The sequence below is a fragment of the Ruegeria haliotis genome, from assembly GCF_013377785.1.
Taxonomy (GTDB): domain Bacteria; phylum Pseudomonadota; class Alphaproteobacteria; order Rhodobacterales; family Rhodobacteraceae; genus Ruegeria; species Ruegeria haliotis.
Genome location: NZ_JABXWT010000001.1, coordinates 902,193 through 927,825 on the forward strand (window position 1 = coordinate 902,193; position 25,633 = coordinate 927,825).

Genomic DNA, 25,633 nt, shown 5'->3' on the forward strand with positions numbered 1-25,633 from the left:
CTGCCTAACTTTTACATACTGTAAAAAAAGGAAAAACCAGCGTTAGATTGAATGGTTTCTGCGTTTGCGTGGATGACGCACATAGCGGCTATGCGTCGCTGGTGTAATCACAGCGGCTGGTTTATGTTATAGGTACACAGAGTTGACCCAAAGTCAGGAAAACTGCCCGTGCGAGATCTGAAGATCCCCGAACAACGCCACCCGGAAAAAGCGCATCGCCCGGACAATGCACAGCCGAAAAAGCCAAGCTGGATTCGGGTCAAAGCCCCCGGTGGCAAAGGCTACGCCGATACGCACCGGATTATGCGCGACAACAATCTGGTCACTGTCTGCGAAGAGGCCGGTTGCCCGAACGTTGGCGAGTGTTGGAGCCAGGGTCACGCAACGATGATGATCATGGGCGAGATTTGTACGCGTGGGTGCACCTTCTGCAATATCGCGACAGGTCGTCCGGATACACTCGACGCGTTTGAACCGGGCCGGGTTGCACACGCGGTCGAAAAACTGGGTTTGAACCATGTCGTGATCACTTCGGTTGACCGGGACGATCTGAAAGACGGCGGCGCCGATCACTTTGCCCAAACCATTCGCGCCGTGCGGCATCGTTCTCCCAAGACAACGATCGAAATTCTGACGCCGGATTTTTTGAAATGCGATCCGTCGGTTCTGGAAACCGTGGTCGGGTCCAAACCTGACGTGTTCAACCACAATCTGGAAACCATCCCGGGCTTGTATCCCAGCGTGCGCCCCGGTGCACGTTACTTTCATTCCTTGCGTCTTTTACAGCGGGTCAAGGAGTTGGATCCTTCGATCTTTACCAAATCCGGCATCATGGTCGGGCTTGGGGAAGACAAACAGCAGGTCGGTCAGGTGATGGATGACATGCGTGCCGCTGATATCGATTTCCTGACCATCGGCCAGTATCTGCAACCCACTCCCAAGCACCATGCCGTGGATCGTTTTGTGACACCTGATGAATTCGCATCCTACGAAAAGGCTGCCTACGGCAAAGGGTTCCTGATGGTGTCTGCCACTCCGTTGACGCGCTCATCGTACCACGCGGGCGATGATTTCGCGCGTTTGCGCGCGGCCCGCCAAGAGAAGCTGGGACAGGCGTGACGCCCGATACGATTGCACGACTGACAAATCTACGCCACGAGCTGCATCAAAAACCTGAATTGTCCGGGCAAGAGCGGGACACCGCTGTGCGCGTTGCTGACTTGTTGCGTCAGGCAGGTGCTGACCGTGTGCTGACTGGGATCGGAGGGCATGGTGTCGCAGCTGTTTTTGACAGTGGCAAGGATGGGCCCAGCGTCGGCATACGTTGCGAGTTGGACGGCCTGCCCATTCAGGAGATTTCGGACCTGTCCTATGTCTCGACCATTCCCGGAAAGGGGCATCTGTGTGGCCATGATGGCCACATGGCGATGGTTTTTGGTGTGGCTGATGCGCTAAATGGAAACCGCCCACAGAGGGGACGGGTAATTCTGTTCTTCCAACCGGCCGAGGAAACCGGACAGGGCGCCATCGCGTTTCGTGCCGATCCGAATTTTTCCGAGATTGACCCAGACTACGTGTTCTCATTGCACAATCTGCCGGGGCTGGACCTCGGCACGGTGGAACTGTGCGAAGGACCGACCAATTGTGCGTCCCGCGGAATGCGGATTGTGTTGATCGGGAAAACCTCTCATGCAGCAGCGCCTCAGGACGGGATGTCTCCGGCTGAAGCGTTGTCGAAGCTCTTGCAAAAACTTGCAAGGTTGGGGCAGGGCGGTGCCTTGGATGTGAACTATGCGCTGACCACGATAACCCATGCCAATCTGGGTGCGCAGACTTTCGGTGTCGCGCCCGGGCAGGCTGAAATCTGGGTCACCTTGCGCACGGTCTCTGATATACGCATGGCGCATTTGATTTCTGAGGCCGAGACGCTGGTCGCCGAAACGGCCCAATCCGAAGGGCTGACTGTCGAGATCAGTTATGACGATGTGTTCGAAGCCTGTACCAATCACCCGGACGCCGTGGACATTCTGAGCCAGGCTTGTGTCGCTCAAAGCGTCCCTGTCCGTATTGTAACTGATCCGCAAAAGTTCTCGGAGGATTTCGGACAATTTGGCAAAAGTGCAAAGACGGCGATGTTTTGGCTTGGATCGGGGCGGGACCATCCGCAGCTCCACAATCCGGATTATGACTTTCCAGACGCTCTCATTCCAATCGGGGCAGAGGTGTTTCTGGCCGCGATCCGTCGCGTGTTAGGGTGACGTCGTCAGCGCGGGGCGCGAGTCCATTCTCCTGTCGCCCAATCGGGCCACCATCCCATGTATTCTACCCCAAAAATCAGCAGACACAGCAATATAACCGCAAAAACAAGCTGTATCCGCCGTTTCGAGGGCGGGTTTCTGGCCCATTGGGACATGCGCAGGAAATGGCGCGGGTTCATCTAAGCCTCGGTGAATCTGACCTTGCCGATAAAGGGCAGGTTGCGGTTACGCTGAGCATAATCGATCCCGTAACCCACGACAAACTCGTCCGGAATTTCAAAGCCAATCCAATCTGACCGGAAATCAACCTCGCGACGGCTTGGTTTGTCCAGTAAGGCGATGGATTTCAGGCGTTTAGGCTTGCGGCTAACCAACAAGTTGGTGACATGGTTCAGGGTGTGGCCCGTATCGACGATGTCTTCGACAACCAGCACATCACGTCCTTCAATTGCGCCTCTTAAATCTTTGAGAATACGTACTTCCCGGCTGCTTTCCATCGAGTCGCCGTAAGAGGACGCCTCAAGAAAATCGACTTCAATCGGCAGATCCAGCTCGCGCACGAGATCGGCAATGAACACGAAACTTCCGCGCAACAGGCCCACAACGACCAGCTTGTCGGTGTCCCCGAATTCGTCGGTAATTTTGCGACAAAGCTCCTCGATCCTGGCGGCGATCGCCTTGGCCGAGATCATCTCATCTATCACATATGCGCGGTCGCTCATCGCTGCCCCCTTGATCTTTGGCGCGCAACATACGACATGACGCGCCATTGTCACCAGTTAATGCCGGACGCCATGCCTATCCATTCGGAAACACGTCACCTGCCATACACCGCTCAGCAAATGTATGATCTTGTCGCTGACGTGGCCAAGTACCCGGAATTTCTACCCTGGTGTGCGGCAGCGCGTATTCGAAAGACCTACGAGGTCGGCGAGGCCGAGGTGATGGAGGCTGATCTGGTCATCTCGTTCAAGGTTTTCCGCGAGCGGTTTGGCAGCCGGGTGACCTTATTCCCGGATCAAAAGAGAATTGACACTGAATATCTGGACGGCCCGTTCAAATACATGAAATCCGATTGGCAGTTCGAAGACGCACCGGATGGCGGCTGCAACATCTCATTCCACGTCGATTTCGAATTCAAAAACGCCATTTTACAGGGCATCATCGGCGTGGTGTTTAACGAGGCCATGCAGCGGATCGTACGAGCATTCGAAAACCGCGCGGCAGATCTTCATAGCTAAGCCTTTACCATTAGTTAGCGCGCGTTAGACTGCGCCCATGAATGATCTGACCCATTCGCTGGCCGCCTTTGCCGCAAGCCCCGTAACGACGTCCGCGCAGACGCGGATTGTCACCTCTTTGTCTGTGCTTGATTGGGTTGCAGTGGGCAGGGCCGGGGCCACAGAACCTGTCTCGAATGTTATTCGGGACATGGTGTTGGCGGAAAACGGTGCCGCTCAGGCGCATCTGTTTGGCGGAGGTGCTGCACCGCTTCGCGCGGCAGCGCTTGTGAATGGCACCGTATCTCATGCTCTGGACTATGACGACACGCATTTCGCCCATATCGGTCATCCATCCGTGGCCGTCATGCCTGCAGCGCTCGCGGTCACCGAATGGGATGATCGTATCTTGGTAGACTTTCTCGAGGCTGCACTTGTCGGGATGGAGGTATCCATTCGTATAGGGCTGTGGTTGGGACGCGCGCATTATCAGGCCGGATTTCATCAAACCGCCACGTCGGGTGCCTTTGGCGCCGCCGTTGCAGCTGGGCGAGTATTCGGGTTCGATACAGATCAGATGCGGAACGTACTGGGCCTGACGGCAACGCGTGCCGCGGGCATGAAGGCGCAGTTTGGGACCATGGGTAAACCTTACAATGCGGGCCTTGCGGCCTCGGCAGGGCTGGAGGCTGCATTGCTGGTGCAGCGCGGGTTTGAGGCAAACGCTGATGTCCTCGAAGGTCAATATGGCTTTGGCGCGACTCATCAGGGGGTAGCAGACCTGAAGACGGCTCTGGACGGTCTTGGAGAGGATTGGTTATTCGAAGCCGTCAGTCATAAGTTCCACGCATGCTGCCATGGGCTTCATGCGGCGCTGGAGGCCGCACGGGAAATGGATATTGCCGAACCCGAAGTGGCTGAAATCAAGATCAGAACACATCCACGCTGGATGAGCGTCTGCAACCAGATGTCCCCGACATCCGGTTTGGGGGCCAAGTTCTCATACCGCACTGTCATCGCAATGCAGTCATTGGGGTATGATACGGCACTACCCGATAGTTATTCCAAGAAAACCTGTGCCAACCCGCGGATCCAATCTCTGCGAGACCGCATCACGGTCGAGGCTGATGACACTCTTTCAGAAACTCAGGCGCATCTGTCGCTGCTGCGCCGCGATGGCGTCCGGCGGGAATCCCTCCACGATTTGCTGGCCCCCATGTCGCTTGCGGATCGCGAGGATCGGGTGCGCGGCAAGGCCGCCAAGTTGATCGGCAGGGATGAGGCGGACGCGATCTGGTCGATGCTACGCACCGGAGGCCGCGCCCGCGACCTTGCCAACCGACTGGTGGATTAATCCACGCGCCAATGCAGCGGGAATCCGGGGTCAAACACTGTGACCGGACCATCGCCGGTTTCGATCTTGGCCGGGTATGTGACCGGGCCCCCTTTGGTCAGGGTCAGCGTGTCTTCGTTCACCGGCAAGCCATAAAAGGCCGGGCCATTCAGCGACGCGAATGATTCTAACTTGCCTAAGGCACCTTCACGTTCGAACATCTCTGCCAGCAGAGACATTGTGTTCGTCGCAGTAAAGCACCCAGCACAGCCACAGGCCATTTCCTTATTGCCATCCGTATGCGGCGCACTGTCAGTGCCCAGGAAAAAACGTGGATCACCCGAGGTTGCAGCGGCCAGCAGTGCCAGACGATGCTCCTCGCGCTTGGCGACGGGCAGGCAATAATAGTGCGGCTTGATCCCGCCAACCAGAATGTGATTGCGGTTGATGATCAAATGGTGGGTCGTGATCGTTGCACCCAGATCGGTAGCGTTTGCTTTGACATACTCAACGCCATTCTTGGTCGTGATATGCTCCATCACCACACGCAGGCCCGGCGTTGCTTTGCGGATTGGATCCAGAACACGATCAATGAACACGGCTTCGCGGTCAAAGATATCGATCTCTGATTCTGTGACCTCGCCATGTACACACAGCGGCAGGCCGATCTCGGCCATCTTTTCCAGCGCGGGGCGTACCTTGTCAAAGTCCCGTACACCAGAGGCAGAGTTTGTCGTCGCACCTGCCGGGTACAGCTTTACGGCCTTGATCAAACCGCTGGCATGTGCGGTTGTCATATCCTCGGGGTCGGTATCTTCGGTCAGATACAGCGTCATCAGCGGCTCAAACGTCATTCCGGCAGGCAACGCGGCCATGATGCGGTCGCGATAAGCGGTGGCCTGCGCCCCGGTCACAACCGGCGGTACCAGGTTCGGCATGATGATCGCACGGGCAAAATGGCGCGCGGTTTCGGGCAGGACGGCCTGCAACATCGCGCCATCGCGCAGATGAAGGTGCCAGTCGTCGGGGCGGCGGATCGTGATGCTATCGGTCATGGTGCCTCCGCTAGCACAGAGGTCACCATCGTGAAAGCCCTTGTCGGCTGGCGAGATCGCCGTAAATCGAGAAAGACCATGGGCTTGACGCAGCCCCCGGCCCATGACCTGTTAGGCCCAAGGAGAAAATACATGCACCACCCCCATTCCATCGATGCCGTTCAGGAGACGCTCGGCGCGCAGGGCTATGTCTGCGGCAGGGCGCTTGCGACTGTTGTTTTCCTTGCATTGAAACTGGGTCGTCCCTTGTTTCTGGAAGGTGAGGCCGGGGTTGGTAAGACCGAAATTGCCAAGGCTCTGGCAGCCGGTTTGGGGCGTCGTCTGATCCGTTTGCAATGCTACGAAGGTTTAGATGCCTCCTCTGCGGTTTATGAATGGAATTTTCCGGCGCAGATGGTTGCGATCCGAACGGCGGAGGCGTCGGGAGGCGCCGATCGCAATACATTGCAGTCCGAGTTGTTCTCAGATGACTACCTGATCGAACGCCCCTTGCTGCAGGCCATGCGGCCTGACGAAAACGGCGCGCCGGTTTTATTGATTGATGAATTGGACCGCACGGATGAGCCGTTCGAGGCTTTTTTGCTCGAGGCGCTCAGCGATTTTCAGGTCACGATCCCTGAACTGGGAACGGTGAAAGCGCCCGAGCCTCCGATCGTAATCGTGACATCGAACCGCACACGAGAAGTGCATGACGCACTGAAACGTCGTTGCCTGTATCACTGGGTCGACTACCCCGATTTCGACCGCGAGATTGAAATCCTGAATGCGCGGGCTCCGGAAGCAGCCGAGACCCTGAGCCGTGAGATTGTGGCGTTTGTCCAGCACCTGCGCACCGAGGATCTGTTCAAGAAACCGGGCGTAGCAGAAACCATCGACTGGGCCAAATGTCTGCTGGCGCTGGACGTGATCAACCTCAGTCCCGAAGTGATCGGGGACACTCTGGGCGCGATCCTGAAGTATCAGGACGACATCCAAAAACTCCAGGGATCCGAAGCCAAACGCATCCTGGATCAGGCCAATGCCTCACTCGAACCGGCGTGATGCTTCATCTTTTCAAAAATACTCCGGGGGTGTGGGGGCAGCGCCCCCATGAGGTGTGATGGCGGAACAGCTCACACTGGATATCCCCGAGAAACCGAAGCTGGCGCAAAACATCACGCATTTTGCCCGGGCGTTGCGAAAGGCTGGGTTGCCTATCGGTACAGGCCGGGTCGTTGATGCAATTCGGGCTGTTGAGGCCGCAGGCTTTACCCGGAAACAGGATTTCTACTGGACGCTGCACGCGTGTTTCGTAAACCGCCCCGAACATCGCACAGTGTTTGCACAAATCTTCCGTCTGTATTGGCGTGATCCGCGGTATCTGGAGCATATGATGGCCATGATGCTGCCTGCCATTCGCGGGGTGCAAGAGGATCGCAAGGCCGAGGCCGGCGAAAAGCGGGCGGCCGAGGCCTTGTTGGACGGCGTTGAACGTGACTTGCCTGAAGCTTCCGAGGAAGAAGGCGAGACTGAACTAGACATCGACGCCTCACAAACCGCATCATCCGAGGAGCGTTTGCGCAGTCTGGATTTCGAACAGATGAGCACCGCAGAAATCGCGCAGGCCAAGCGACTGTTGGCGCGTCTGAGTTTGCCGGTCAAACCCATCAAGTCCCGCCGGGGGCAGGCCAGTCATCTCGGTCATCGTATAGACCGGGCGCGCACCTTGCGCGCAGCGATGCGACAAGGGGGGGAGTTGCGCGATATCGCCCGGATGAAACCCAAACCGCGCTGGCCCAATCTGGTGGTCCTCTGTGATATCTCCGGCTCAATGAGTCAATACAGCCGTATCATCCTGCACTTTCTACACACGGTTTCGAATGCAAAGGGCGCGGGATGGGCCAAGGTGCATGCGTTTACCTTTGGAACCCGGCTCACCAACATCACCCGCCACCTGCAGCAGCGCGATGTAGACGCCGCCTTGGCCGCCGCCGGCGCCGAGGCGGAGGATTGGGAAGGCGGCACCAGAATTGGCGAATGCCTGCACAGCTTCAATCGCGACTGGTCGCGTCGTGTCATGGGGCAGGGTGCAATGGTGCTATTGATCTCGGATGGTCTGGACCGGGGTGAACCCGATACGCTGGCAAAAGAGATGGAACGCCTGCACCTGTCTTCGCATCGCCTGATCTGGCTCAACCCGTTGCTGCGGTGGGATGGTTTTGCGCCAAAGGCGCAGGGAATCGCAGCGATGTTGCCGCATGTGGACAGTTTTCGGGCCGGTCATTCGATTGCGTCGCTGGAAGATCTGGCCGCTGTCATCTCACAACCCGATGACGTGGGTGAGAAAGCGCGGCTTATGTCCGCGCTTTCTGCCTGAGGTTTACCCAAGCTGCTTTTCGTTGCACTCGCGTGCCATTTCCATGGCTTTATAGGTGCCGGTCAGATCGACTGTGAAGGCAAATTCCTTTTCCGGGAAAACGACCATTACTTTTTGCTTGGCCAGATCATCCGCGAATTGAGGATCATCTGACAAGACGTACCCACCGGAATAACCCTTGGTGATGTTGCCCTTCATGCCGGTTGCTTCGCCAAGATAAATGTTGTCACCCAGAAGGATGGCGACAGCCTCTGTCTCGCCGCGCTTGATGTCAGTTTTGGCTTTGGTGAAAACGCCGACATAACCCACGCCGCGATCCTCGGTCAGGCCCATCTGAACGACGTTTTCCGCATCGTCGACGGCCTCAATCAGGCAGGATTTCTTTTCGTTGTCGATGAAAACCTTCCAGCCCTCGACCTCACCATAACGTTCGAATGTATCAGCCCATGCGGCAGCCGAGGTCAGAAGACCGATTGCCGCTCCCAGTGTAAGAATGCGTTTCAATTTTTGTCTCCAATTTGAAAATTTCAATGCGCGCATCCGGCCGATTGCCGGCTGCAAGCGCAGGCTAGAACCATGACCAGAGACAATCAATCCTTTGCTTTTATGAATGTGAGACAAGCCGATTGCCGCCCTGTTCTAATAGCTAAACATCCAGATTTGCTGATGTGGTTTGGCAGCTGGCTTTTCATTGCGTCAAAGCTCCCTATGTTGGATCGGAGTTTGCCGGGAGGGTTCGATGGTTCGATTCAGCAAGAGTCCTGAGACAGCATTGGATTGGTTTCGCAATGGGCGCGGCGCCGCCCTTGCTACTGTTGTCGAAACCTGGGGAAGCGCGCCGCGTCGCGTAGGTGCCCAGCTGGTTATTGGCGGGGACGGCCAGATCGAAGGGTCGGTTTCGGGTGGTTGCGTCGAAGGCGCGGTGATTGTCGAGGCGCTGGAAGCCATCGATGAAGGTGAAGCCAGATTGCTGGAGTTTGGGGTAAGCGACGATGACGCGTTTGCCGTAGGCTTGGCCTGTGGCGGAACCATCCGAGTCCTTGTGGAACCTGTTGGCAAAGTCCTACCCGAAGCAATGCTGGCCGAGTTGGTTGCGACACGCGCCGCGCGCGCGCCTCTGGCCTATGAGGTTAATATCGATACCGGTCATCGTGCGTTGCGTCGTAATGCTTATCGCGACAGACTGCGCATGGATCGATCAGGGTTTGAAGAAGACGGCAAAACTTTTGTGGCTGTGCACAACCCTCCACTGCGATTGATTGTCGTAGGGGCTGTTCACATCGCGCAAGCCTTGGTGCCGATGGCGCGGATTGCGGGTTATGATCCGGCAATTGTTGATCCGCGTGATGCTTTCGCATCCAATGCCCGGTTTCCCGGTGAGAAGATTCTTACAGATTGGCCGGATGAAGCAGTGGCCAAATTGGGATTGGATACACGCACCGCAGTGGTTTTGCTGACCCATGACCCCAAGCTGGACGACCCTGCGCTGCAGGCAGCACTGAATGCCGGTGTGTTTTATATCGGCGCCCTTGGATCGACCCGAACCCATGCCAAGCGGGTTGAAAGGATGAAGAGTTCGGGATTCACGGAGGCTCAGATCGCGCGAATTCATGGGCCCGTAGGTTTGGATATCGGCGCATCAGATCCGTCCGAGATTGCAGTTGCGATCCTTGCGCAGATGACCGCAGTGTTGCGGGGCAAGGCGTGAAATTCGGCCCGGTCCCGGTCGCCGATGTAAGCGGTGCGATCCTGGCTCATTCCGTCACGGTTGGTGACCGCAAACTGCGAAAGGGGATGGTCCTTCTGCCGGAACATGCGACTCAGCTGGCCGAAGCCGGCTTTGCCGATGTCATCGTGGCGCAGATGGAGCCCGGCGATTGTCACGAGGACGAAGCGGCCCGGATGTTGGCCACGGCGCTGGCCTCCGATGCCTCGGATGCCAATCTGCGCGTGACCGAGGCCTTCACCGGACGGGTGAATCTGTTGGCAGATGGGCCGGGTGTGGCGGTGCTGAATGTCACCGCCCTTGAGCGGTTCAATCAGGTTAACCCGATGATTACTGTCGCCACGGTTCCTCAGTACCAGCAGATGGGGGCTGCGGGGATGGTGGCAACGATCAAGGTCATTTCCTATGCCGTTCCGAAAACTGACGTGTTGCGGGCCGCAGATCTGGCGCGGGGCGCTATCCGACTTGTTCGGCCCGTGCATCGCAAGGCTGGGTTGATCGTGACGGATATTCCCGGCGGGCCGCCGAACGAAAAAGGAATTGCGGCTATGCGGGGCAGGGTCGAGGCGCTTGGCATGGAGCTCTGCGATGTACAGATCGTGCCACATGATACGGAAGCGCTTGCAGCCGTCATCGCGAGTGTACGCGGAGACCTGACGATGATCCTGACCGGATCGGCCACCTCGGATGTTGACGATGTGGCACCTTCGGCGGTCCGCGTGGCAGGTGGAACAGTGGACCGGTTCGGAATGCCCGTTGATCCGGGGAACCTTCTGTTTTTGGGCGCGCTTGAAGATCGCCCGGTGATCGGTTTACCGGGGTGCGCGCGATCTCCTGCGTTGAATGGCGCGGATTGGGTTTTGTCTCGGGTCGCATGCGGGATCGAAACGACCGCGGTAGATATCGCGGCAATGGGTGTTGGCGGATTGCTCAAGGAGATCCCGACACGGCCGCAGCCCCGTGCGCAGAGAAAGAAATGACGCAACGGCAGTTTTGCCGTTGCCCTGAGGTGCTTTAAATCGTGTCTCTTACGCTCTTGCTGGCCTGAAAAATCGGCAAAGATTTTTGTTCTCAAACGAAAATTCCCGTGCTTAACTCGGCGTAAGCAAAAATACGAAATGGGAGGAACTTATGACACAGGTCTCAATGACCGTGAACGGAAAGTCCGTGAGCGGTGATGTCGAGGGCCGGACATTACTGTCCAGCTTTCTGCGTGAACACCTGTCGCTGACAGGTACACATGTCGGATGTGATACCGCACAATGCGGTGCCTGCGTGGTGCATGTGAATGGTGAAGCGGTCAAATCCTGCAACATGTTGGCCCTTGAAGCAGACGGGTCTGATGTTGGCACGATCGAGGGGCAGGCCAATGAGGATGGCTCGCTGAATGTGATCCAGCAGGCCTTTCAGGATCATCACGGATTGCAATGCGGGTTCTGCACACCGGGTATGGTGATGAGTACGGCAGCGCTGTTGAAAGACAACCCGCGTCCGACCGAAGCGGAAATCCGCAAATACCTTGAAGGCAACCTGTGCCGCTGCACTGGCTATCACAACATCGTCAAGTCGATCATGGCCGCATCCGGTCAAGACGCCAGCAGCATCGCTGCTGAATAATGCCACTGCGGGCGTAAGGGAGACGCCCGTGGGAAAAGAAAGGGTGCGCATTCGTACCCGTTTATGGGAGGAGAACAAGCTATGCCCAAAGACAGTGGCATCGGAGCCAGTTCCAAGCGCCGTGAAGACGTGCGCTTTCTGACCGGAGCAGGTAATTACACCGACGACATCAACGTACATGGTCAGGCCTATGTGCATTTCCTGCGGTCCGACATCGCGCACGGCCGGATCAAGAGCATCGACACCTCGGCGGCTGAAGGCATGCCGGGCGTGGTCAAGGTTTTCACCGGCAAGGATTTTGAAGGCGTGGGAGGGATACCCTGCGGCTGGGAAGTGACCGACAAGCACGGCGCGCCCATGCAAGAACCGGCGCACCCCATTCTGGCGCAGGGTAAGGTTCGACATGTGGGTGATCCCATCGCGGCCGTTGTGGCCGACAGCCTGGAACAGGCCCGAGATGCGGCCGAGGCGATAGATGTAGACATTGAAGAACTGCCCGCGGTGATGAACATGAAGGCTGCCGCGCAGGACGGGTCTACGCTGGTGCATGACGATTTGAAAAACAACATCTGCTATGACTGGCAGCTGGGTGAGGCGGACGACGCCAAGGTCAACGAGGTCTTTGCCAATGCGGCACATGTGACCACGTTGGATCTGGTGAACAACCGTCTAGTCGCGAACCCGATGGAACCGCGCGTGGCCGTGGCTGAATATAGTCGGGGGACCGAAGACTATACGCTCTATACCACCTCACAGAACCCGCATGTAATCCGTCTGCTGATGTGTGCCTTTGTGTTGGGCTTGCCCGAGCATAAGGTCCGCGTCGTAGCCCCCGATGTGGGTGGTGGCTTTGGCACCAAGATCTTCCACTATGCCGAAGAGGCGTTCTGCACCTTCGCCGCCAAAGCTTGCAACCGACCCGTCAAATGGTCGGCCAGCCGCTCCGAGGCGTTCATGTCCGACGCTCATGGCCGCGACCATGTCAGCACGATCGAGCTGGCGTTGGATGCGGATAGCAATTTTGTCGGTTTGCGCACCAATACCTACGCCAATCTGGGTGCATATCTGTCAACTTTCTCCAGCTCGGTTCCGACCTGGCTGCACGGCACGCTGATGGCGGGCAACTACAAGACGCCGGTTATCCAGGTGAACGTCAAGGCGATGTTCACCAACACGGTGCCGGTGGATGCCTATCGTGGCGCGGGTCGCCCCGAGGCAACCTATCAGCTTGAACGCGTCGTGGACAAAGCCGCGCGTGAACTGGGTGTCGATCCGATTGTACTGAGACGGCAGAATTTCGTCACCGAGTTCCCTTACGATACGCCTGTGGCGCTGACCTATGACACCGGCGATTACAACGGAACGATGGATAAGCTTGAATCCGCGGCTGACCTAGCGGGATTTGCTGCGCGCCGTTCAGCCAGCGAAGCCAATGGCAAGCTGCGTGGTCTGGGCATCAACTGCTATATTGAGGCTTGTGGGATCGCGCCCTCGAACATCGTCGGCATGTTGGGGGCTCGTGCGGGTCTTTATGATGCGGCAACAGTTCGAGTGAACGCCACCGGCTCGATCAGTGTCATGGTCGGGGCGCACAGCCACGGGCAGGGGCATGAAACGGCCTTTCCACAAGTTGTGGCTGATATGATCGGCATCGACGAGTCGATGATTGAGATTGTGCATGGCGATACCTCGAAAATCCCGTTTGGCATGGGCACTTATGGCTCGCGCTCGCTTGCCGTCTGTGGCTCGGCTATGGTCAAGGCGACTGAAAAGGTGATCGACAAGGCCAAGAAGATCGCCGCGCATCTGCTTGAGGCCTCTGAGGCCGATATCGAGTTAAAGGACGGCCAGTTCAGCGTTGCGGGCACCGACAAATCCGTGGCTTGGGGTGATGTAACCCTGACGGCCTATGTGCCTCACAACTATCCGTTGGAAGTTGAGCCGGGGCTGGAGGAGACCGCTTTCTATGATCCGGCGAACTTTACTTTCCCGGCGGGCGCCTATGCCTGTGAGGTCGAGGTTGACCCGGATACTGGTCAGGTCACCATCGAAAAGTTTACGGCGGCGGATGACTTTGGCAACATCGTCAACCCGATGATCGTAGACGGTCAGGTCCATGGCGGTATTGGTCAAGGCATCGGTCAGGCGTTGTTGGAGAACTGCGCCTATGACGAGAACGGCCAGCTGCTGAGCGCGTCCTTCATGGATTACGCAATGCCGCGCGCCGACGATGTGCCGTTCTATAGCGTTGATCATTCCAGCCAGACACCCTGTACCCACAATCCTTTGGGTGTGAAGGGGTGTGGTGAAGCCGGGGCTATCGGCTCACCCCCGGCTGTTGTCAATGCAGTTTTGGATGCGCTGAATTCGGGTGGAAAGGCGATCGATCATATCGATATGCCGGTTAGCCCATCCCGTGTCTGGGCGGCGATGAATGGGTAAATTGAAGTGGATGGGGGTTCTGCCCCCAAACCCCCGGAGTATTTCCAAAAAGATGAAGGGCGGATTGCAGCCTTTCGGAAAGGAAGAGCGAAATGTATAATTTCGAGTTCGAAAAACCCTCGACCATAGCGGACGCTGTTGCCGCGCTTGGGGTTGAGGATGCGCAGGCGCTGGGAGGTGGGCAAACCCTGATCCCGACGTTGAAACAGCGACTGGCAGCACCGTCGAGCCTTGTCTCACTCAGCGGGATCGCTGAATTGCAAGGTGTCTGTATCGAAGATGACGGCTCGGTCGCCATTGGTGGAGCGACGACACACGCAACAGTGGCGCATGAAGCGGCCAGCAGCTATCCCGCATTGGCGGCATTGGCTGGTCAGATTGGGGACCCGGCGGTGCGCAATCGCGGTACAATTGGCGGTTCGATCGCCAATAATGATCCGGCGGCCTGCTACCCGGCAGGTGCTTTGGGATCGGGCGCGACTATTGTCACCGACAAACGTCAGATCGGGGCGGATGATTTTTTTCAGGGTATGTTTACGACCGCCCTGGAGGAAGGTGAGATCATCACTTCGGTCCGTTTCCCGGTGCCACTGGCGGCCAGCTATCAGAAGTTCCTGCAGCCGGCCTCGCGCTTTGCGTTGGTCGGTGTGTATCTGGCGCGCTTCTCGGATGGTGTCCGCGTCGCCGTGACTGGTGCGAGCGAAGATGGAGTGTTTCGCTGGTCTGAGGCAGAGCAGGCGTTGACCAAAGAGTTCCGTCCGGATGCGTTGATGGATCTGCAGATCAATCCGATGAATATGATCGGTGATCTGCATGGCAGCAAAGCGTATCGCGCCCATCTGGTTGGCGTGATGACGAAACGCGCTGTTGAAGCTACGCTGTAATCACTAGTCAAAGCCCCGGCCAAGTGTCGGGGCTTTTCATTTGCGGCGTAGTCTGGGCGATTTGGACGGTTGCCAATATGCCCCGGTGTCTTCACGCGCTTTCTGATACTCTTCGACGCGCCGGCGCGCATCCTCGGCACCTGCCGCGAAGAGATGACCCAGCAGGCACTCCAGAACGGCCATCGCGCCGGAGAAGCTGGAAAAGTGATGCATGGATCGTGTGCTGATCTGAAAGGTAACATCGGCCTGAATCCCCGGAGCAATAACATCGCTGTCGGAAATCAGAATGATCCGCGCGCCCTTGTCGCGGGCAAAGCGCATCGACCGGATCGTGTCTGAGGAATAAGGGCGGACGGTCATGGCGAGCAGGCAATCTCCTTCATCAGCATCTAACAGATCGTCAATTGCCGACCCCATATGTCGAGGAATCAAGTGCAATCCCGGATGGGCCATACGTCCCGCATAGTGAAAGTAATAGGCAAGGCCATAGCTGGCCCGGGTCGCGGTTACAAAGCAGCGTCGAGAGGCAAGGATGATCTCGGTCGCCTGCCGTAGTTTTTCTGGGTTCATGAGGCGCAAAGACCGCGTGACCACATTCAGTTCGTTCTGCGCATAGTCGGCCTGCGCTGCGCTGAATTCATCTCCGCCGCGCAGTCGCGTCAACCAATCTCGGCTGAGACGATCCTCTCCATCTGTAACCAACGCCTGCCGAAATGGGCGCCGGAACGCCTCAAACCCGTCAAATCCCAGACGCTGGGCCAACCGGACCAGAACGTTCGAGCTGATGCCGATACTCTCTGCCGTGACCCGAATGGGGTTGATGCCGAAATCGCCCGGATGGTCGATGACGTATTTGGCGGCGGCCTGAAGTTGGGCGGGCATCCCGTCGATGTCGCGACGCAAACGGTCGATAATCTGGCTTGGTGTCTCAATCATTACAAAAGAAAAACATATGTTTTGTATTTAGCAAGTTGAAAACGGCTCTGCACTGGATAGATCGGCATGGTTCGCAGGAGAATGCTCAATGTCGGAACAGCAGCAGCAACGAAATACCACAGGTCGGGTTGTGGAAAGGCCCTATATTCTGGTCGCACCAAATGGCGCCCGACGAGGGCATGCGGATCATCCGACGCTTCCCGTCACTTTGGATGAAATCGTGCGCACCGTGCGGGATTGCTATAACGCTGGCGCGCAAGGTCTGCATTTGCATATCCGCGATGAACAAGGGCAGCACGCATTGGATTCCGGTCAGTATCTGGAGGCGATTGACGAAGTTCAATCAGCCGTGCCGCAGATGGATATTCAGATCACAACCGAGGCAGCCGGGGTTTTCGATGTTCAGGCACAGTTCGATTGCCTGCGGCAGGTCCGGCCAACATGGGCCTCAATTTCGGTGCGAGAGATCGCCCGCGCGCCCGAGATGGCGGGCCGCGTTTATGGGCTCTGTGCCGAGCAGGGGACGCGGGTGCAGCACATCCTTTATAACGCGGATGATGCGACGTTGTTGGAACACTGGCAAAGCAGCGGTACCGTTCGTAAAGGGCAGGTAGATCGGCTTTTGGTTCTGGGCCGCTATGCGACTGGTCAGGAATCGGTGCCTAAAGATCTGGATCAGTTCCCCGCGGACACTGCGCCCTGGATGGTATGTGCGTTCGGATCGCAGGAACACATGTGTCTGCAAGATGCAGCCCAACGCGGTGGTGATGTGCGGGTTGGGTTTGAAAACAGCCTGACCGGTCCGGACGGGCAACCCTGGGCCGATAATGCGGCGTCTGTTGCGGCGCTGGTCTCTCTGTTTGAAAGGACAGTCAAATGAACCACGTTTTTGCACGCCATACAAAATCGGACCTGCCGGTAGCGGTCGGGGGCGATGGTTGCTATCTGATTGACGCGCAGGGCAAACGCTACTTGGATTGCGGTGACGCGGCGGTGTCCTGTCTGGGGCATTCCAACCCGGCGGTCATCAAGGCGGTGCAGGACCAGGTGGAACAGATCGCCTTTGCGCACACCGGGTTCATGACATCTGAACCGGCTGAGGCGCTGGCGGATCTTCTGATCAAGCATGCACCGGGTGATCTGGACCGTGTGTATTTTGTTTCCGGCGGGTCAGAGGCGACCGAGGCTGCAATTAAGCTGGCCCGGCAATACTTCCTTGAAATCGACCAACCTGAGCGTCGGCATGTGATTGCCCGGCGACAGAGCTATCACGGGAATACTCTGGGCGCGCTGTCAGCGGGCGGCAATGCGTGGCGGCGGGCTCAGTTCGCGCCGATGCTGATCGAGATGACCCATATCGCGCCATGTTACGAATATGCTGAGAAGCCGGAAGGTGAGAGCAGTTTTGACTATGGTCAGCGCGTCGCCAATGAATTGGAAACAGAAATTCTGCGGCTTGGCCCAAACACCGTCATGGCCTTTATGGCCGAGCCGGTTGTAGGGGCCACGCTGGGCGCGGTTGTGGCGGTTGATGGGTATTTCAAACGAATCCGGGAGATCTGCGATCAGTATGGTGTGCTGTTGATCCTGGACGAAGTCATGTGTGGGATGGGTCGGACTGGGCATTTATTTGCCTGTGATCATGATGGCGTGGCGCCGGATATTCTGTGCATTGCCAAGGGTCTGGGCGCTGGGTACCAGCCGATAGGTGCGATGCTTTGCACGGGTCAGATCTATGGTGCGATCCGGGACGGGTCCGGTTTCTTTCAGCATGGGCACACCTATATCGGGCATCCAGTCGCCACAGCTGCCGCACTGGCGGTAGTGCGCGAACTGACAGATCGTGACCTGCCTGCACGGGCGGGCGTCATGGGCGAAAAGCTACAATCGGCGTTGCAGGCTGCATTCGGCCAACACCCGAATATCGGTGACATACGGGGCAGGGGATTGTTCCGGGGGCTGGAACTGATTGCGGACAGAGACAACCAAACCCCATTTGATCCGTCACTGGGCGTCGCGGGCAAGATCAAGAAAGCGGCTGTCGCCGAAGGTTTGATCTGCTATCCGATGTCCGGTACCCGCGATGGAAAGAACGGTGATCACATCTTGCTGGCGCCACCTTTCATCATTGAGGACGAACAGATCGAGGAACTCGTGACCAAATTGGCGCGCGCGATCCAGGTTTCAATTCCGTCGTAGACCGTTCCTTGTCAGAAGGCAGTGCCTGCCATTGCCTTCTGATACAATGCGTTGAATGCCGTGATCGGATTGCGATAAGCACGCCCCATACGCAACGGAGGGCATACGCGTCGCTGCGGATTTCTATCGTGCCCAGAACGCTAACTCGCTCTACGTCCGCCACGACAGGTTGACCAAACCTTTCAGTGGGTCCGCCGCATGGAACCTCAATGAGTATATTCGTTGGCTGGAAATGCGGCTTGCTGAGCTTCGACCGCCGGAGATCAATCGGGCATAATATATACAGAACGGCGAATGGCAGGGAAGTCCGCTTCGAGCCCAAATTGACTTTGCGAACTAAATGCCAGACACCACAACAATGTCTTCTCAAGTAGTACATTCCCACTGGATAACAGCATCCTGCGACGAAGGTAGTTCAGGTTCAGCTGATGCGCTTTTTCCGTATTGGAGCTTTACCAAAACCGTCATTGCCATCTGCGCACTGAAACTGAGTGAAGATGGTGCACTTGATTTGGATGCTAAGATAGAAGGCTCCAACTACACCCTTCGTCAACTTCTTGCCCACACTTCAGGTTTGCCAGACTATGGTCAGTTTCCAGCATACGGCGAAGCAGTCCGGGCCAACGAGGAACCTTGGTCACGTAACAAGATGCTTGAACTGGCGTTTTCAAATGGAATGTTGTTTGAACCAACGCAAGGTTGGTCTTATTCAAACATTGGCTACATGTTTGTCCGCGAGTTAATTGAGTTCAGAACAGAACAAACACTTGGCGACGTCATCTCTGATATGATTTGCGAGCCTTTAGGCCTGAAAAGCGTTGAGCTGGCCAAATCTCACGAACAGTTTGGGAGACTGCATTGGGCGGCTGCCGCAAATTATGATCCGCGCTGGGTCTACCACGGCTGCCTCATGGGCACAGCGGCTGACGCAGCTCGATTGTTGCACGGTCTTTTTGCTGGAGAGTTGTTACACCCTGACACCCTGTCACAAATGTTAAAAACGAAGCTTCTTGGCGGACCTCTGCCCGGACGACCATGGACAACGTGTGGGTATGCTTTAGGGCTCATGTCCGGCACAATCGATGGAATAGGACGATCAGTCGGCCACTCCGGCGGCGGTCCTTTTTGCGTCAACGCTGTATATCATTTTCCAGATGCCAATGATCCAATCACCATCGCAAGTTTCACGGATGGAACAAATGAAGGTATCGCAGAGATTGCTACTACAAAACTAATTGTATGAATGGCAGCAAAGCCCCACACAGCGAACCAACACGGTTCGCGAATATCGCCAACAAAAAACCCTGCCAGATCAGCTCTGACAGGGTTTCAGCTGTAATCTTCTGCTGACCTATTTCTGAGGCAGCGGGCCGATCATCATAATCATCTGACGACCTTCCATCTTCGGCATGTTCTCGACCTTGCCGATTTCCTTGGTGTCCTCGGCCACACGTTCCAGAAGTTCGCGCCCAAGATTTTGGTGCGCCATTTCACGGCCACGGAAGCGCAGGGTGACTTTGACCTTGTCGCCGTTTTCCAGAAACTTAAACACGTTGCGCATTTTCACATCATAATCATGTGTATCGGTGTTGGGTCGAAACTTGACCTCTTTCACCTCAATGATTTTCTGCTTCTTGCGCGCTTCGGCTTCGCGCTTTTGCGTCTCGTATTTGAACTTTCCAAAGTCCATGATCTTGCAGACCGGGGGGGTCGCGTTGGGCGAAATCTCGACCAGATCAAGGCCGACATCAGCGGCAAGTTGCATGGCTTTGGCGGGATGAACCACCCCGACATTTTCACCTTCAGCGCCAATCAGGCGAATTTCGGGGGCACGGATTTTGTCATTGACGCGCGGTCCAGTGTCTCTCTGCGGCGGCGCGTTGTGAGGTCTGCGAGCTATGGGTTCATTCCTTTGATGATTGCAGAATTTCAAGCCCGGAATTTAAACCGGTGCGCAGTGTGATTCAAGCAGCATAAGTGCCGGGAAACACGAAAATCCCGTAATTCATGGCGGGAAGGGGCTGGCCGCGAAGGTAATCTTGCGGCCAGTGGTGGAAATCAGCCGACAAATGCCTTTTCGATCACGAATTCCTTGGGGTCCGAATTGGCACCTTCACGCAAATCGAACTCTTCGAGAATTTTCTTGATGTCCAGGTTGAATGCAAGCGAACCACAGACCATTGCACGATCGGTTTCCGGCTTGATGCCGCCTTCGATACCCAAATCGGCAAAGACAGTGCCGTCCTTCAACAGGTTGGTGATACGGCCCATCTTGGGGCTGTCTTCGCGCGTGGTGGTCGGGTAATAGCGGATCTTGTCGGCAAAGCCTTCGCCCATCAGCTCGGCCAGCATTTCGTCCTGCTTGATGCTCTCGATCAGTTGACGACCATATTCCAGCTCAGCCACTTCGCGACAGGTGTGAGTGATGATGACTTCGTCATAATCCTCGTAGGTCTGCGGCTCGCGCAGAAGTGAGGCAAATGGGGCAAAGCCGGTGCCAGTGGCAAAGAACCATAGGCGTTTGCCGGGCAGCAGAGCGTCGTGTACCAGCGTGCCGACTGGTTTGGGCCGCAGGATGATCTGGTCGCCGGTTTTGATGTGCTGAAGCTTCGAGGTCAGTGGGCCGTCCTGCACCTTGATCGAGTAGAACTCCAGTTCTTCGTCCCATGAAGGCGACGCGATGGAATAGGCGCGCAACAGCGGCTTGCCGTTTTCGCCCAGCAGGCCGATCATTACAAACTCGCCCGAGCGGAAGCGCAGCGAGGCAGGGCGCGACACCTTGAACGAAAACAGGCTGTCGGTCCAATGCTTAACATCAGTCACGGTCTGGGCGTCCGGCAGGACAGGGGCCTTCACGGCGGTGGCTTCGGTCACGGGTTTCATCTCTGTCATCGTTTCACTGCCGGTCTGGTAAACCGACATCTCCGTTTAAGCTTTGATTCAGGTCATGAAAAGGGGGGCGCATTGCCCCCTTTAGTGTAACAAGCTGGCGATTGGCGGATTAACCGCGCAGGCGGGCCTGGTAGTTGTTGTCTTGCCAGTTGGCACGGGCCAACCACTGTTTTTCAGGTTGCCGAGCGGCCAGAGCGTGATCGATTTCGACCTCGTCAAAACCGCTGCGGCGCGCCATGGCGTACTGGTCTGCCAGAACGTGACCCTTGGCCCGCAGCCGCCCGGTATACCCCTTAAGGCGCAGGGTGCGCGCAATGGTAAAGCCGCGGCCGTCCGCAAAAGACGGAAAATCGACCCGCACAAGCTGAGCGCTGCCCAACCGGTCGTAAAGCTCATCCGGGTCGGTGTCCGAATTGACATCCAGCGCGACCACATCATTTGCGGCATCGTCCAGTGTGACAAAGCCGTCGGTCCAGTCATCGGGCGAAAAGCCCTCATCGGTTACAATTACATTCATTGCTTCTCTCCAACACGCACCATCTTGCCGTCAACAAAATGGATGCCGCATTCTTCCTTGTTCTGGTCGCGCCAGCGTCCGGCGCGGGGGTCTTCGCCCTCTTTGACCGGCGAGGTGCAAGGCGCACAGCCGATCGAAGGGTATCCTTTGGCCACCAACGGATGCCGGGGCAGGTTGTTTTCGTCCATATAGGCGCGCACATCTTCGGGCGCCCAATGGGCCAGCGGGTTGACCTTGATGCGACCGGTGCCGTCTTCGACCTCAAAGAAATCAAGAGCCGCGCGCGTGCCTGCCTGAAACCGTTTGCGCCCTGTGATCCAACCGCAATAGCCGGAAAGTGCCATTTGCAGTGGGAATGTCTTGCGCAGATTACAGCACGCATCCATGTCATTCAGGCGCAAAGCTCCATATGGGTCTTCGCGCTGCAAGTCCTCATCGTCCGCGCGAATGATACGGACGTTTTGCAACCCCAACCGTTCGCTCACCTCATGCTGGTACTCCAGCGTTTCGGTAAACAGCATTTGCGTGTCGATGAACAACACCGGCGTCATCTTGTCGACCACTGCCATCATATGCAGCAACACCACGGATTCCGCGCCAAAGCTTGAGACCAGAGCAAGCTCATCGATCTCTTCAATCGCACCATGCATCACGTCGTGCGCGCTGTGATGGCGGAACCGGGCGTTCAGCGCCTCGACCCTTTCGGTCAGTTCGCTTCTGTCATTACCCAGTTCCGTCTGAATCAGGTCAAGCGGCATTAGCCCGCGCCTCGGGGTAGAGAGCGGCCTTGAACGGTGCCATGCCAACCCGGCGATAGGTTTGCAGGAAGGTTTCTTCTGCGCCTTCCCTTTGGTCCAGATAGGTGTCGACAATGCGTTCGACGGCGGGAACGATCTCGTCATAGGCAAAGCCCGGACCAGTTCGGTCGCCGATTGTGGCAGTTTCAGTCGCGTCACCACCCAGGGTGATCTGATAGTTTTCGACGCCTGCACGATCCAAACCCAAGATGCCGATATGGCCAACATGGTGGTGCCCACAGGCGTTGATGCAGCCTGAAATCTTGATCTTCAGGTGACCGATATCATGCTCCAGCTTCATGTCTTCAAACCGAGTGGCGATTTCCTGAGCCACCGGGATCGAACGTGCCGTTGCCAGCGCGCAGTAGTCCATGCCGGGGCAGGCGATGATGTCGCTGATCAGGCCGATATTTGCGGTGGCCAGTTCATGTTCTTTCAGCTTGGCGTGGATCGCGGGCAGGTCCGACTTGTGGACATGCGGCAGGATCACGTTCTGCTCATGGCTAATGCGCAACTCGTCATAAGCGAACTCCTCGGCCAGATCGGCCATCACGCGCATCTGTTCGGCTGTCGCATCACCCGGTGTCGCGCCATGTTTTTTGATCGAGATCGTGACAATGGCATGATCTGCGTTCTTATGCGGCGCGATGTTGGTGTCGACCCACGACCGAAAAACCGGATCGTTGGTGTAGGTGGACTCAAAGGATGCAACCGAACCCTCACGGAAGGTTGGCGGCGCAAAGTGGCCCTTGATTTCTTCCAGCAGGTTCATGTCCGCGCCTTTGAACTGCGGGCGAACCTGAAGGAAGCGCTCGTTGACCTTGGCGCGAATGGTGTCGATGCCGTTTTCGTGCACGGTGATCTTGATGCGCGCCTTGTACTTGTTGTCACGGCGGCCGATCTGGTTCCACACGGAAACGGTGGCCTCCAGGTAGGCCAACAGATCGTCAAAGGCGACGAATTCGGACAGTTCCTTGCCGATCATCGGTGTACGGCCCAGACCGCCACCGACGATGACACGAGCACCCAGAACACCGTCACGCTCGACCAGTTGCAGGCCGATGTCATGCGCCTTGATCACGGCGCGGTCGTTCTCGGCGCCGGTGATGGCGATCTTGAACTTGCGCGGCATGAACTGGAATTCAGGGTGGTCGGTGGACCACTGGCGCAGCAGTTCGGCATAGGGGCGCGGATCAGCGACCTCATCCGCGGCGGCACCGGCGAAATGGTCGGCGGTCACGTTGCGGATGGTGTTGCCCGAGGTCTGAATGGCGTGCATCCCAACCTCGGCCAGCGCGTCCAGCATGTCGGGTACATCGCTTAGTTTCGGCCAGTTGTACTGAATATTCTGACGGGTGGTGAAATGGCCATAGCCCTTGTCCCACTTTTCGGCCAACAGGGCCAGTTGGCGCATCTGCGCGCTGTTCAGCGTGCCATAGGGAATAGCAACCCGCAGCATGTAGGCGTGCAGTTGCAGATACAGACCGTTCATCAGGCGCAGGGGCTTGAATTCATCTTCGGTCAGCGAACCGTCAATGCGGCGTTCGACCTGGGCGCGGAACTGCGCGTTGCGCTCTGCCAGAAATTCGTGATCAAACTCGGAGTAGCGATACATGTCTAGCTGTCCTTAATTGCAGCCCCGGACCCGGGGCCTTGTAGGGGAGAGAGGTGGGCCGGAAGTCAGGCCCGGGGCTGCGGGGAAGTTTCCTGTTTGCCGTGGGCATAGTTGGACGGACCAGTCCGGCGGAAGTCTTCCCGAAAATGGGTGGGCTCGGGACCGTTTTCGCCAGCTATGGCATCGGCCAGATAGGCCCCCACGATCTTGCTTGCCTGACGCGCGGCATCCAGCAGGCGAACCTGAGCATGCGCCTCGTCAGTGATCAGTTCAGCCTCGGACAGATCACGCGACCAGCGGTCGTCTTCGGTCAGGTAGATTACATCACCGTCCAGCAAATCGTTGGCGGTGACGATTTTTGGGGTAAAAGCGCGGGCCATCAAGCGTGCTCCTTATTGAATTCGGTTACGGCCTGTGCCGCGTCGCGCGGTGCCAAGCCATAGAAAGTCAGGGCCGGGCCGTCCATTTCGGCGGTGGCCAGATCGGTGGGCAACTGGTCCAGTGTGGTGGCCAGAATGCGTTGGTTCGGGCGCGAGGCATTCTCGACCAAGGTGACCGGCGTGGCGCGATCCGCGCCGTGCATGATCAGACGACCTTGGATGAACCGGGCGGATTTCTTGCCCATGTAAATCGCGGCAACGGATCCAGCACGCGCCAAAGCGTTCCAGTCATGATCGGCAAAACCTTTCATGTCATGCCCAGTCAGGAACCGTACAGACGAATTGCGACCACGCCGGGTCAGGCTTTGACCAATCCCGGCAACCGCCGCAGACGCGGCAGTGATGCCCGGAACGATCTGCCACGAGATGCCAGCGGCTTGCACGGCTTCGATTTCTTCGTCGAGACGGCCAAAGACGGTTGGATCGCCTGATTTCAGGCGTACAATGCGGTGGCCTTTCAGCGCGTAATCGACCAGAAGTGCGTCGATATCGCTTTGCTTCCATGATGGGCCGAATCCGGCTTTGCCCACATCAACCAGTTTTGCCTGCTGTGCGGCCAGTGCCAGAACTTCGTCACTGATCAGCCGATCATGCAGTACAAGATCAGCCTGCTCAAAGGCGGCAAGCGCCTTGAGTGTCAGCAATTCCGGATCACCAGGGCCAGCGCCGACAAAGTCGACATGTCCTGCGTCACCTGTTTTGTATGAATGCTGCATCAGATCGTCTCGAGTGTGGTTTGACTTGACCTCCAATATAGGAAATATTCCCACCAAAGCGCCATATTGCCGCGCAAATAAGGACGTATGTTCTAATGATGCAGCAGTTTGGAACGCAGGTTTCGAAACGAAAGGAAAATTGGAATGTCGGTGCGGATAGACGACACGGATCGGAAAATTCTGGCCGAGCTGCAGCGGGATGCCAGTCAATCCCTGGATGAAATAGCAGCCCGTGTCGGCAGCTCCAAGACGCCGGTTTGGAATCGCATTCGCAAGTTGAAGGGGGCTGGGATCATCGGCCAGCAGACCGTTTTGTTGAATGCCGAAGCGCTCGGGTTCGAAGCCACATTCTTTGTACTGATCCGCACATCGGAACACGAGGCGGATTGGCAGCAAAAGTTCCTCAAGGCCTTGCGTGATCACCCTGAGGTGCAAGAGGCGCACCGGCTGGCAGGTGATATTGACTACATTCTTAAGGTGAGGGTCAAAAACGCCCGGGCCTATGACGTGTTCTATCAATCCCTGATTTCAGAGGTTCGGGTCCACAATGTAACGGCCCTGTTGTCGATGGAAGAGATCAAGTCCACGACGATGCTGCCGCTGAACGCGCTGGCTGAGGCGTGACACGAC

The 25,633-nt window shown here is 57.0% G+C and carries 25 protein-coding genes and 1 pseudogene; 15 read left to right on the forward strand and 11 right to left on the reverse strand.

Annotated elements, in window-relative coordinates; translation table 11 throughout:
• The first annotated feature begins 168 nt into the window (after positions 1–168).
• Positions 169–1,119, forward strand: coding sequence for a lipoyl synthase (lipA, locus tag HW561_RS04455; protein WP_176862038.1), 951 nt, complete (start codon positions 169–171; stop codon positions 1,117–1,119).
• On the forward strand, positions 1,116–2,258 hold the full coding sequence (locus tag HW561_RS04460) for an amidohydrolase (protein ID WP_176862040.1): 1,143 nt from the start codon (positions 1,116–1,118) through the stop codon (positions 2,256–2,258). The genes lipA and HW561_RS04460 overlap by 4 nt, the downstream gene beginning before the upstream one ends.
• Positions 2,259–2,437: 179 nt before the next feature.
• Here HW561_RS04460 and hpt read toward each other — a convergent pair whose 3' ends face one another.
• Positions 2,438–2,980, reverse strand: a complete 543-nt coding sequence (hpt, locus tag HW561_RS04465) for a hypoxanthine phosphoribosyltransferase (RefSeq protein WP_176862042.1) — start codon at positions 2,978–2,980, stop codon at positions 2,438–2,440.
• Between the two features lie 72 nt (positions 2,981–3,052).
• Here hpt and HW561_RS04470 point away from each other — a divergent pair, with 72 nt between their 5' ends.
• Positions 3,053–3,499, forward strand: coding sequence for a type II toxin-antitoxin system RatA family toxin (locus HW561_RS04470; protein WP_176862044.1), 447 nt, complete (start codon positions 3,053–3,055; stop codon positions 3,497–3,499).
• Between the two features lie 37 nt (positions 3,500–3,536).
• Positions 3,537–4,832 (forward strand): MmgE/PrpD family protein, encoded by a 1,296-nt coding sequence (locus HW561_RS04475; RefSeq protein WP_176862046.1) that lies wholly within the window; start codon positions 3,537–3,539, stop codon positions 4,830–4,832.
• On the opposite strand, the gene pyrC is transcribed toward HW561_RS04475, so the two are convergent.
• Positions 4,829–5,866 carry a dihydroorotase gene (gene pyrC, locus HW561_RS04480; RefSeq protein WP_176862048.1) on the reverse strand — a complete coding sequence of 346 codons (1,038 nt, stop codon included), beginning with the start codon at positions 5,864–5,866 and terminating at the stop codon, positions 4,829–4,831. The genes HW561_RS04475 and pyrC overlap by 4 nt on opposite strands.
• A 132-nt stretch (positions 5,867–5,998) precedes the next feature.
• Here pyrC and HW561_RS04485 point away from each other — a divergent pair, with 132 nt between their 5' ends.
• Both HW561_RS04485 and HW561_RS04490 read left to right on the forward strand, forming a co-directional pair.
• The gene (locus HW561_RS04485; RefSeq protein WP_176862050.1) at positions 5,999–6,907 is read left to right on the forward strand and encodes an AAA family ATPase; all 909 of its coding nucleotides are present in this window, start codon (positions 5,999–6,001) and stop codon (positions 6,905–6,907) included.
• A gap of 58 nt (positions 6,908–6,965) precedes the next feature.
• Positions 6,966–8,222 (forward strand): vWA domain-containing protein, encoded by a 1,257-nt coding sequence (locus tag HW561_RS04490; RefSeq protein ID WP_176862052.1) that lies wholly within the window; start codon positions 6,966–6,968, stop codon positions 8,220–8,222.
• A 3-nt stretch (positions 8,223–8,225) separates the two neighbouring features.
• Here HW561_RS04490 and HW561_RS04495 read toward each other — a convergent pair whose 3' ends face one another.
• Positions 8,226–8,726 (reverse strand): hypothetical protein, encoded by a 501-nt coding sequence (locus tag HW561_RS04495; RefSeq protein ID WP_176862054.1) that lies wholly within the window; start codon positions 8,724–8,726, stop codon positions 8,226–8,228.
• Positions 8,727–8,961: 235 nt separating this feature from the next.
• Here HW561_RS04495 and HW561_RS04500 point away from each other — a divergent pair, with 235 nt between their 5' ends.
• The 5 genes from HW561_RS04500 to HW561_RS04520 all read left to right on the forward strand — a co-directional run bounded on the left by HW561_RS04500 (position 8,962) and on the right by HW561_RS04520 (position 14,891).
• Positions 8,962–9,930 (forward strand): XdhC family protein, encoded by a 969-nt coding sequence (locus HW561_RS04500; protein WP_176862055.1) that lies wholly within the window; start codon positions 8,962–8,964, stop codon positions 9,928–9,930.
• The gene (locus HW561_RS04505) at positions 9,927–10,928 is read left to right on the forward strand and encodes a molybdopterin-binding protein (RefSeq protein WP_176862057.1); all 1,002 of its coding nucleotides are present in this window, start codon (positions 9,927–9,929) and stop codon (positions 10,926–10,928) included. Before HW561_RS04500 ends, HW561_RS04505 begins: the two co-directional genes overlap by 4 nt.
• 151 nt (positions 10,929–11,079) lie before the next feature.
• On the forward strand, positions 11,080–11,565 hold the full coding sequence (locus HW561_RS04510; RefSeq protein WP_176862059.1) for a (2Fe-2S)-binding protein: 486 nt from the start codon (positions 11,080–11,082) through the stop codon (positions 11,563–11,565).
• 81 nt (positions 11,566–11,646) lie between these two features.
• On the forward strand, positions 11,647–14,007 hold the full coding sequence (locus HW561_RS04515) for a xanthine dehydrogenase family protein molybdopterin-binding subunit (RefSeq protein ID WP_176862061.1): 2,361 nt from the start codon (positions 11,647–11,649) through the stop codon (positions 14,005–14,007).
• Positions 14,008–14,099: 92 nt separating this feature from the next.
• On the forward strand, positions 14,100–14,891 hold the full coding sequence (locus HW561_RS04520; protein WP_176862063.1) for an FAD binding domain-containing protein: 792 nt from the start codon (positions 14,100–14,102) through the stop codon (positions 14,889–14,891).
• A 36-nt stretch (positions 14,892–14,927) separates the two neighbouring features.
• Here HW561_RS04520 and HW561_RS04525 read toward each other — a convergent pair whose 3' ends face one another.
• The gene (locus HW561_RS04525; RefSeq protein WP_176862065.1) at positions 14,928–15,827 is read right to left on the reverse strand and encodes a MurR/RpiR family transcriptional regulator; all 900 of its coding nucleotides are present in this window, start codon (positions 15,825–15,827) and stop codon (positions 14,928–14,930) included.
• 88 nt (positions 15,828–15,915) lie between these two features.
• On the opposite strand from HW561_RS04525, the gene HW561_RS04530 reads away from it, so the two are divergent.
• From HW561_RS04530 to HW561_RS04540, 3 genes are all read left to right on the forward strand, one after another.
• A complete protein-coding gene (locus tag HW561_RS04530; protein ID WP_176862066.1) occupies positions 15,916–16,707 on the forward strand; it encodes a BKACE family enzyme in 792 nt (263 codons plus the stop codon).
• A complete protein-coding gene (locus HW561_RS04535) occupies positions 16,704–18,026 on the forward strand; it encodes an aspartate aminotransferase family protein (RefSeq protein ID WP_176862069.1) in 1,323 nt (440 codons plus the stop codon). Before HW561_RS04530 ends, HW561_RS04535 begins: the two co-directional genes overlap by 4 nt.
• A 340-nt stretch (positions 18,027–18,366) precedes the next feature.
• Positions 18,367–19,269, forward strand: a complete 903-nt coding sequence (locus tag HW561_RS04540) for a serine hydrolase domain-containing protein (RefSeq protein WP_235962772.1) — start codon at positions 18,367–18,369, stop codon at positions 19,267–19,269.
• Between the two features lie 108 nt (positions 19,270–19,377).
• Here the strand turns inward: HW561_RS04540 and infC are convergent, their stop codons facing one another.
• The 7 genes and pseudogenes from infC to cobA all read right to left on the reverse strand — a co-directional run.
• Positions 19,378–19,959, reverse strand: coding sequence for a translation initiation factor IF-3 (gene infC / locus HW561_RS04545; RefSeq protein ID WP_211198499.1), 582 nt, complete (start codon positions 19,957–19,959; stop codon positions 19,378–19,380).
• Positions 19,960–20,084: 125 nt separating this feature from the next.
• A complete protein-coding gene (locus tag HW561_RS04550) occupies positions 20,085–20,918 on the reverse strand; it encodes a ferredoxin--NADP reductase (protein WP_176862071.1) in 834 nt (277 codons plus the stop codon).
• Between the two features lie 109 nt (positions 20,919–21,027).
• Positions 21,028–21,435, reverse strand: coding sequence for a DUF934 domain-containing protein (locus tag HW561_RS04555; protein WP_176862073.1), 408 nt, complete (start codon positions 21,433–21,435; stop codon positions 21,028–21,030).
• Complete coding sequence (locus tag HW561_RS04560) at positions 21,432–22,193, reverse strand: phosphoadenylyl-sulfate reductase (RefSeq protein ID WP_176862075.1); 762 nt, start codon at positions 22,191–22,193, stop codon at positions 21,432–21,434. Before HW561_RS04560 ends, HW561_RS04555 begins: the two co-directional genes overlap by 4 nt.
• Positions 22,183–23,847 (reverse strand): nitrite/sulfite reductase, encoded by a 1,665-nt coding sequence (locus tag HW561_RS04565; protein WP_176862077.1) that lies wholly within the window; start codon positions 23,845–23,847, stop codon positions 22,183–22,185. The genes HW561_RS04560 and HW561_RS04565 overlap by 11 nt, the downstream gene beginning before the upstream one ends.
• A gap of 65 nt (positions 23,848–23,912) precedes the next feature.
• Positions 23,913–24,227 (reverse strand): DUF2849 domain-containing protein, encoded by a 315-nt coding sequence (locus HW561_RS04570; RefSeq protein WP_176862078.1) that lies wholly within the window; start codon positions 24,225–24,227, stop codon positions 23,913–23,915.
• Positions 24,227–25,006: pseudogene (gene cobA, locus HW561_RS04575) on the reverse strand (uroporphyrinogen-III C-methyltransferase); the annotation flags it as partial. The pseudogene cobA and the gene HW561_RS04570, both read right to left, overlap by 1 nt.
• A gap of 141 nt (positions 25,007–25,147) precedes the next feature.
• On the opposite strand from cobA, the gene HW561_RS04580 reads away from it, so the two are divergent.
• Entirely contained in the window at positions 25,148–25,627 is a 480-nt protein-coding gene (locus HW561_RS04580) for an Lrp/AsnC family transcriptional regulator (RefSeq protein ID WP_176862080.1), read from the forward strand.
• Positions 25,628–25,633 lie beyond the last annotated feature (6 nt).

Excerpts from the sequence above, each read along its gene's own strand:
- HW561_RS04540 (WP_235962772.1), top strand. The coding sequence starts at position 18,367 with ATGCCAGACACCACAACAATGTCTTCTCAAGTAGTACATTCCCACTGG.
- HW561_RS04565 (WP_176862077.1), bottom strand. The coding sequence starts at position 23,847 with ATGTATCGCTACTCCGAGTTTGATCACGAATTTCTGGCAGAGCGCAAC.
- HW561_RS04485 (WP_176862050.1), top strand. The coding sequence starts at position 5,999 with ATGCACCACCCCCATTCCATCGATGCCGTTCAGGAGACGCTCGGCGCG.
- HW561_RS04535 (WP_176862069.1), top strand. The coding sequence starts at position 16,704 with ATGAACCACGTTTTTGCACGCCATACAAAATCGGACCTGCCGGTAGCG.
- HW561_RS04550 (WP_176862071.1), bottom strand. The coding sequence starts at position 20,918 with ATGACAGAGATGAAACCCGTGACCGAAGCCACCGCCGTGAAGGCCCCT.
- HW561_RS04515 (WP_176862061.1), top strand. The coding sequence starts at position 11,647 with ATGCCCAAAGACAGTGGCATCGGAGCCAGTTCCAAGCGCCGTGAAGAC.
- HW561_RS04510 (WP_176862059.1), top strand. The coding sequence starts at position 11,080 with ATGACACAGGTCTCAATGACCGTGAACGGAAAGTCCGTGAGCGGTGAT.
- HW561_RS04525 (WP_176862065.1), bottom strand. The coding sequence starts at position 15,827 with ATGATTGAGACACCAAGCCAGATTATCGACCGTTTGCGTCGCGACATC.
- HW561_RS04500 (WP_176862055.1), top strand. The coding sequence starts at position 8,962 with ATGGTTCGATTCAGCAAGAGTCCTGAGACAGCATTGGATTGGTTTCGC.
- HW561_RS04475 (WP_176862046.1), top strand. The coding sequence starts at position 3,537 with ATGAATGATCTGACCCATTCGCTGGCCGCCTTTGCCGCAAGCCCCGTA.
- HW561_RS04530 (WP_176862066.1), top strand. The coding sequence starts at position 15,916 with ATGTCGGAACAGCAGCAGCAACGAAATACCACAGGTCGGGTTGTGGAA.
- HW561_RS04490 (WP_176862052.1), top strand. The coding sequence starts at position 6,966 with ATGGCGGAACAGCTCACACTGGATATCCCCGAGAAACCGAAGCTGGCG.
- pyrC (WP_176862048.1), bottom strand. The coding sequence starts at position 5,866 with ATGACCGATAGCATCACGATCCGCCGCCCCGACGACTGGCACCTTCAT.
- HW561_RS04580 (WP_176862080.1), top strand. The coding sequence starts at position 25,148 with ATGTCGGTGCGGATAGACGACACGGATCGGAAAATTCTGGCCGAGCTG.
- hpt (WP_176862042.1), bottom strand. The coding sequence starts at position 2,980 with ATGAGCGACCGCGCATATGTGATAGATGAGATGATCTCGGCCAAGGCG.
- HW561_RS04560 (WP_176862075.1), bottom strand. The coding sequence starts at position 22,193 with ATGCCGCTTGACCTGATTCAGACGGAACTGGGTAATGACAGAAGCGAA.
- HW561_RS04570 (WP_176862078.1), bottom strand. The coding sequence starts at position 24,227 with ATGGCCCGCGCTTTTACCCCAAAAATCGTCACCGCCAACGATTTGCTG.
- HW561_RS04520 (WP_176862063.1), top strand. The coding sequence starts at position 14,100 with ATGTATAATTTCGAGTTCGAAAAACCCTCGACCATAGCGGACGCTGTT.
- HW561_RS04555 (WP_176862073.1), bottom strand. The coding sequence starts at position 21,435 with ATGAATGTAATTGTAACCGATGAGGGCTTTTCGCCCGATGACTGGACC.
- HW561_RS04470 (WP_176862044.1), top strand. The coding sequence starts at position 3,053 with ATGCCTATCCATTCGGAAACACGTCACCTGCCATACACCGCTCAGCAA.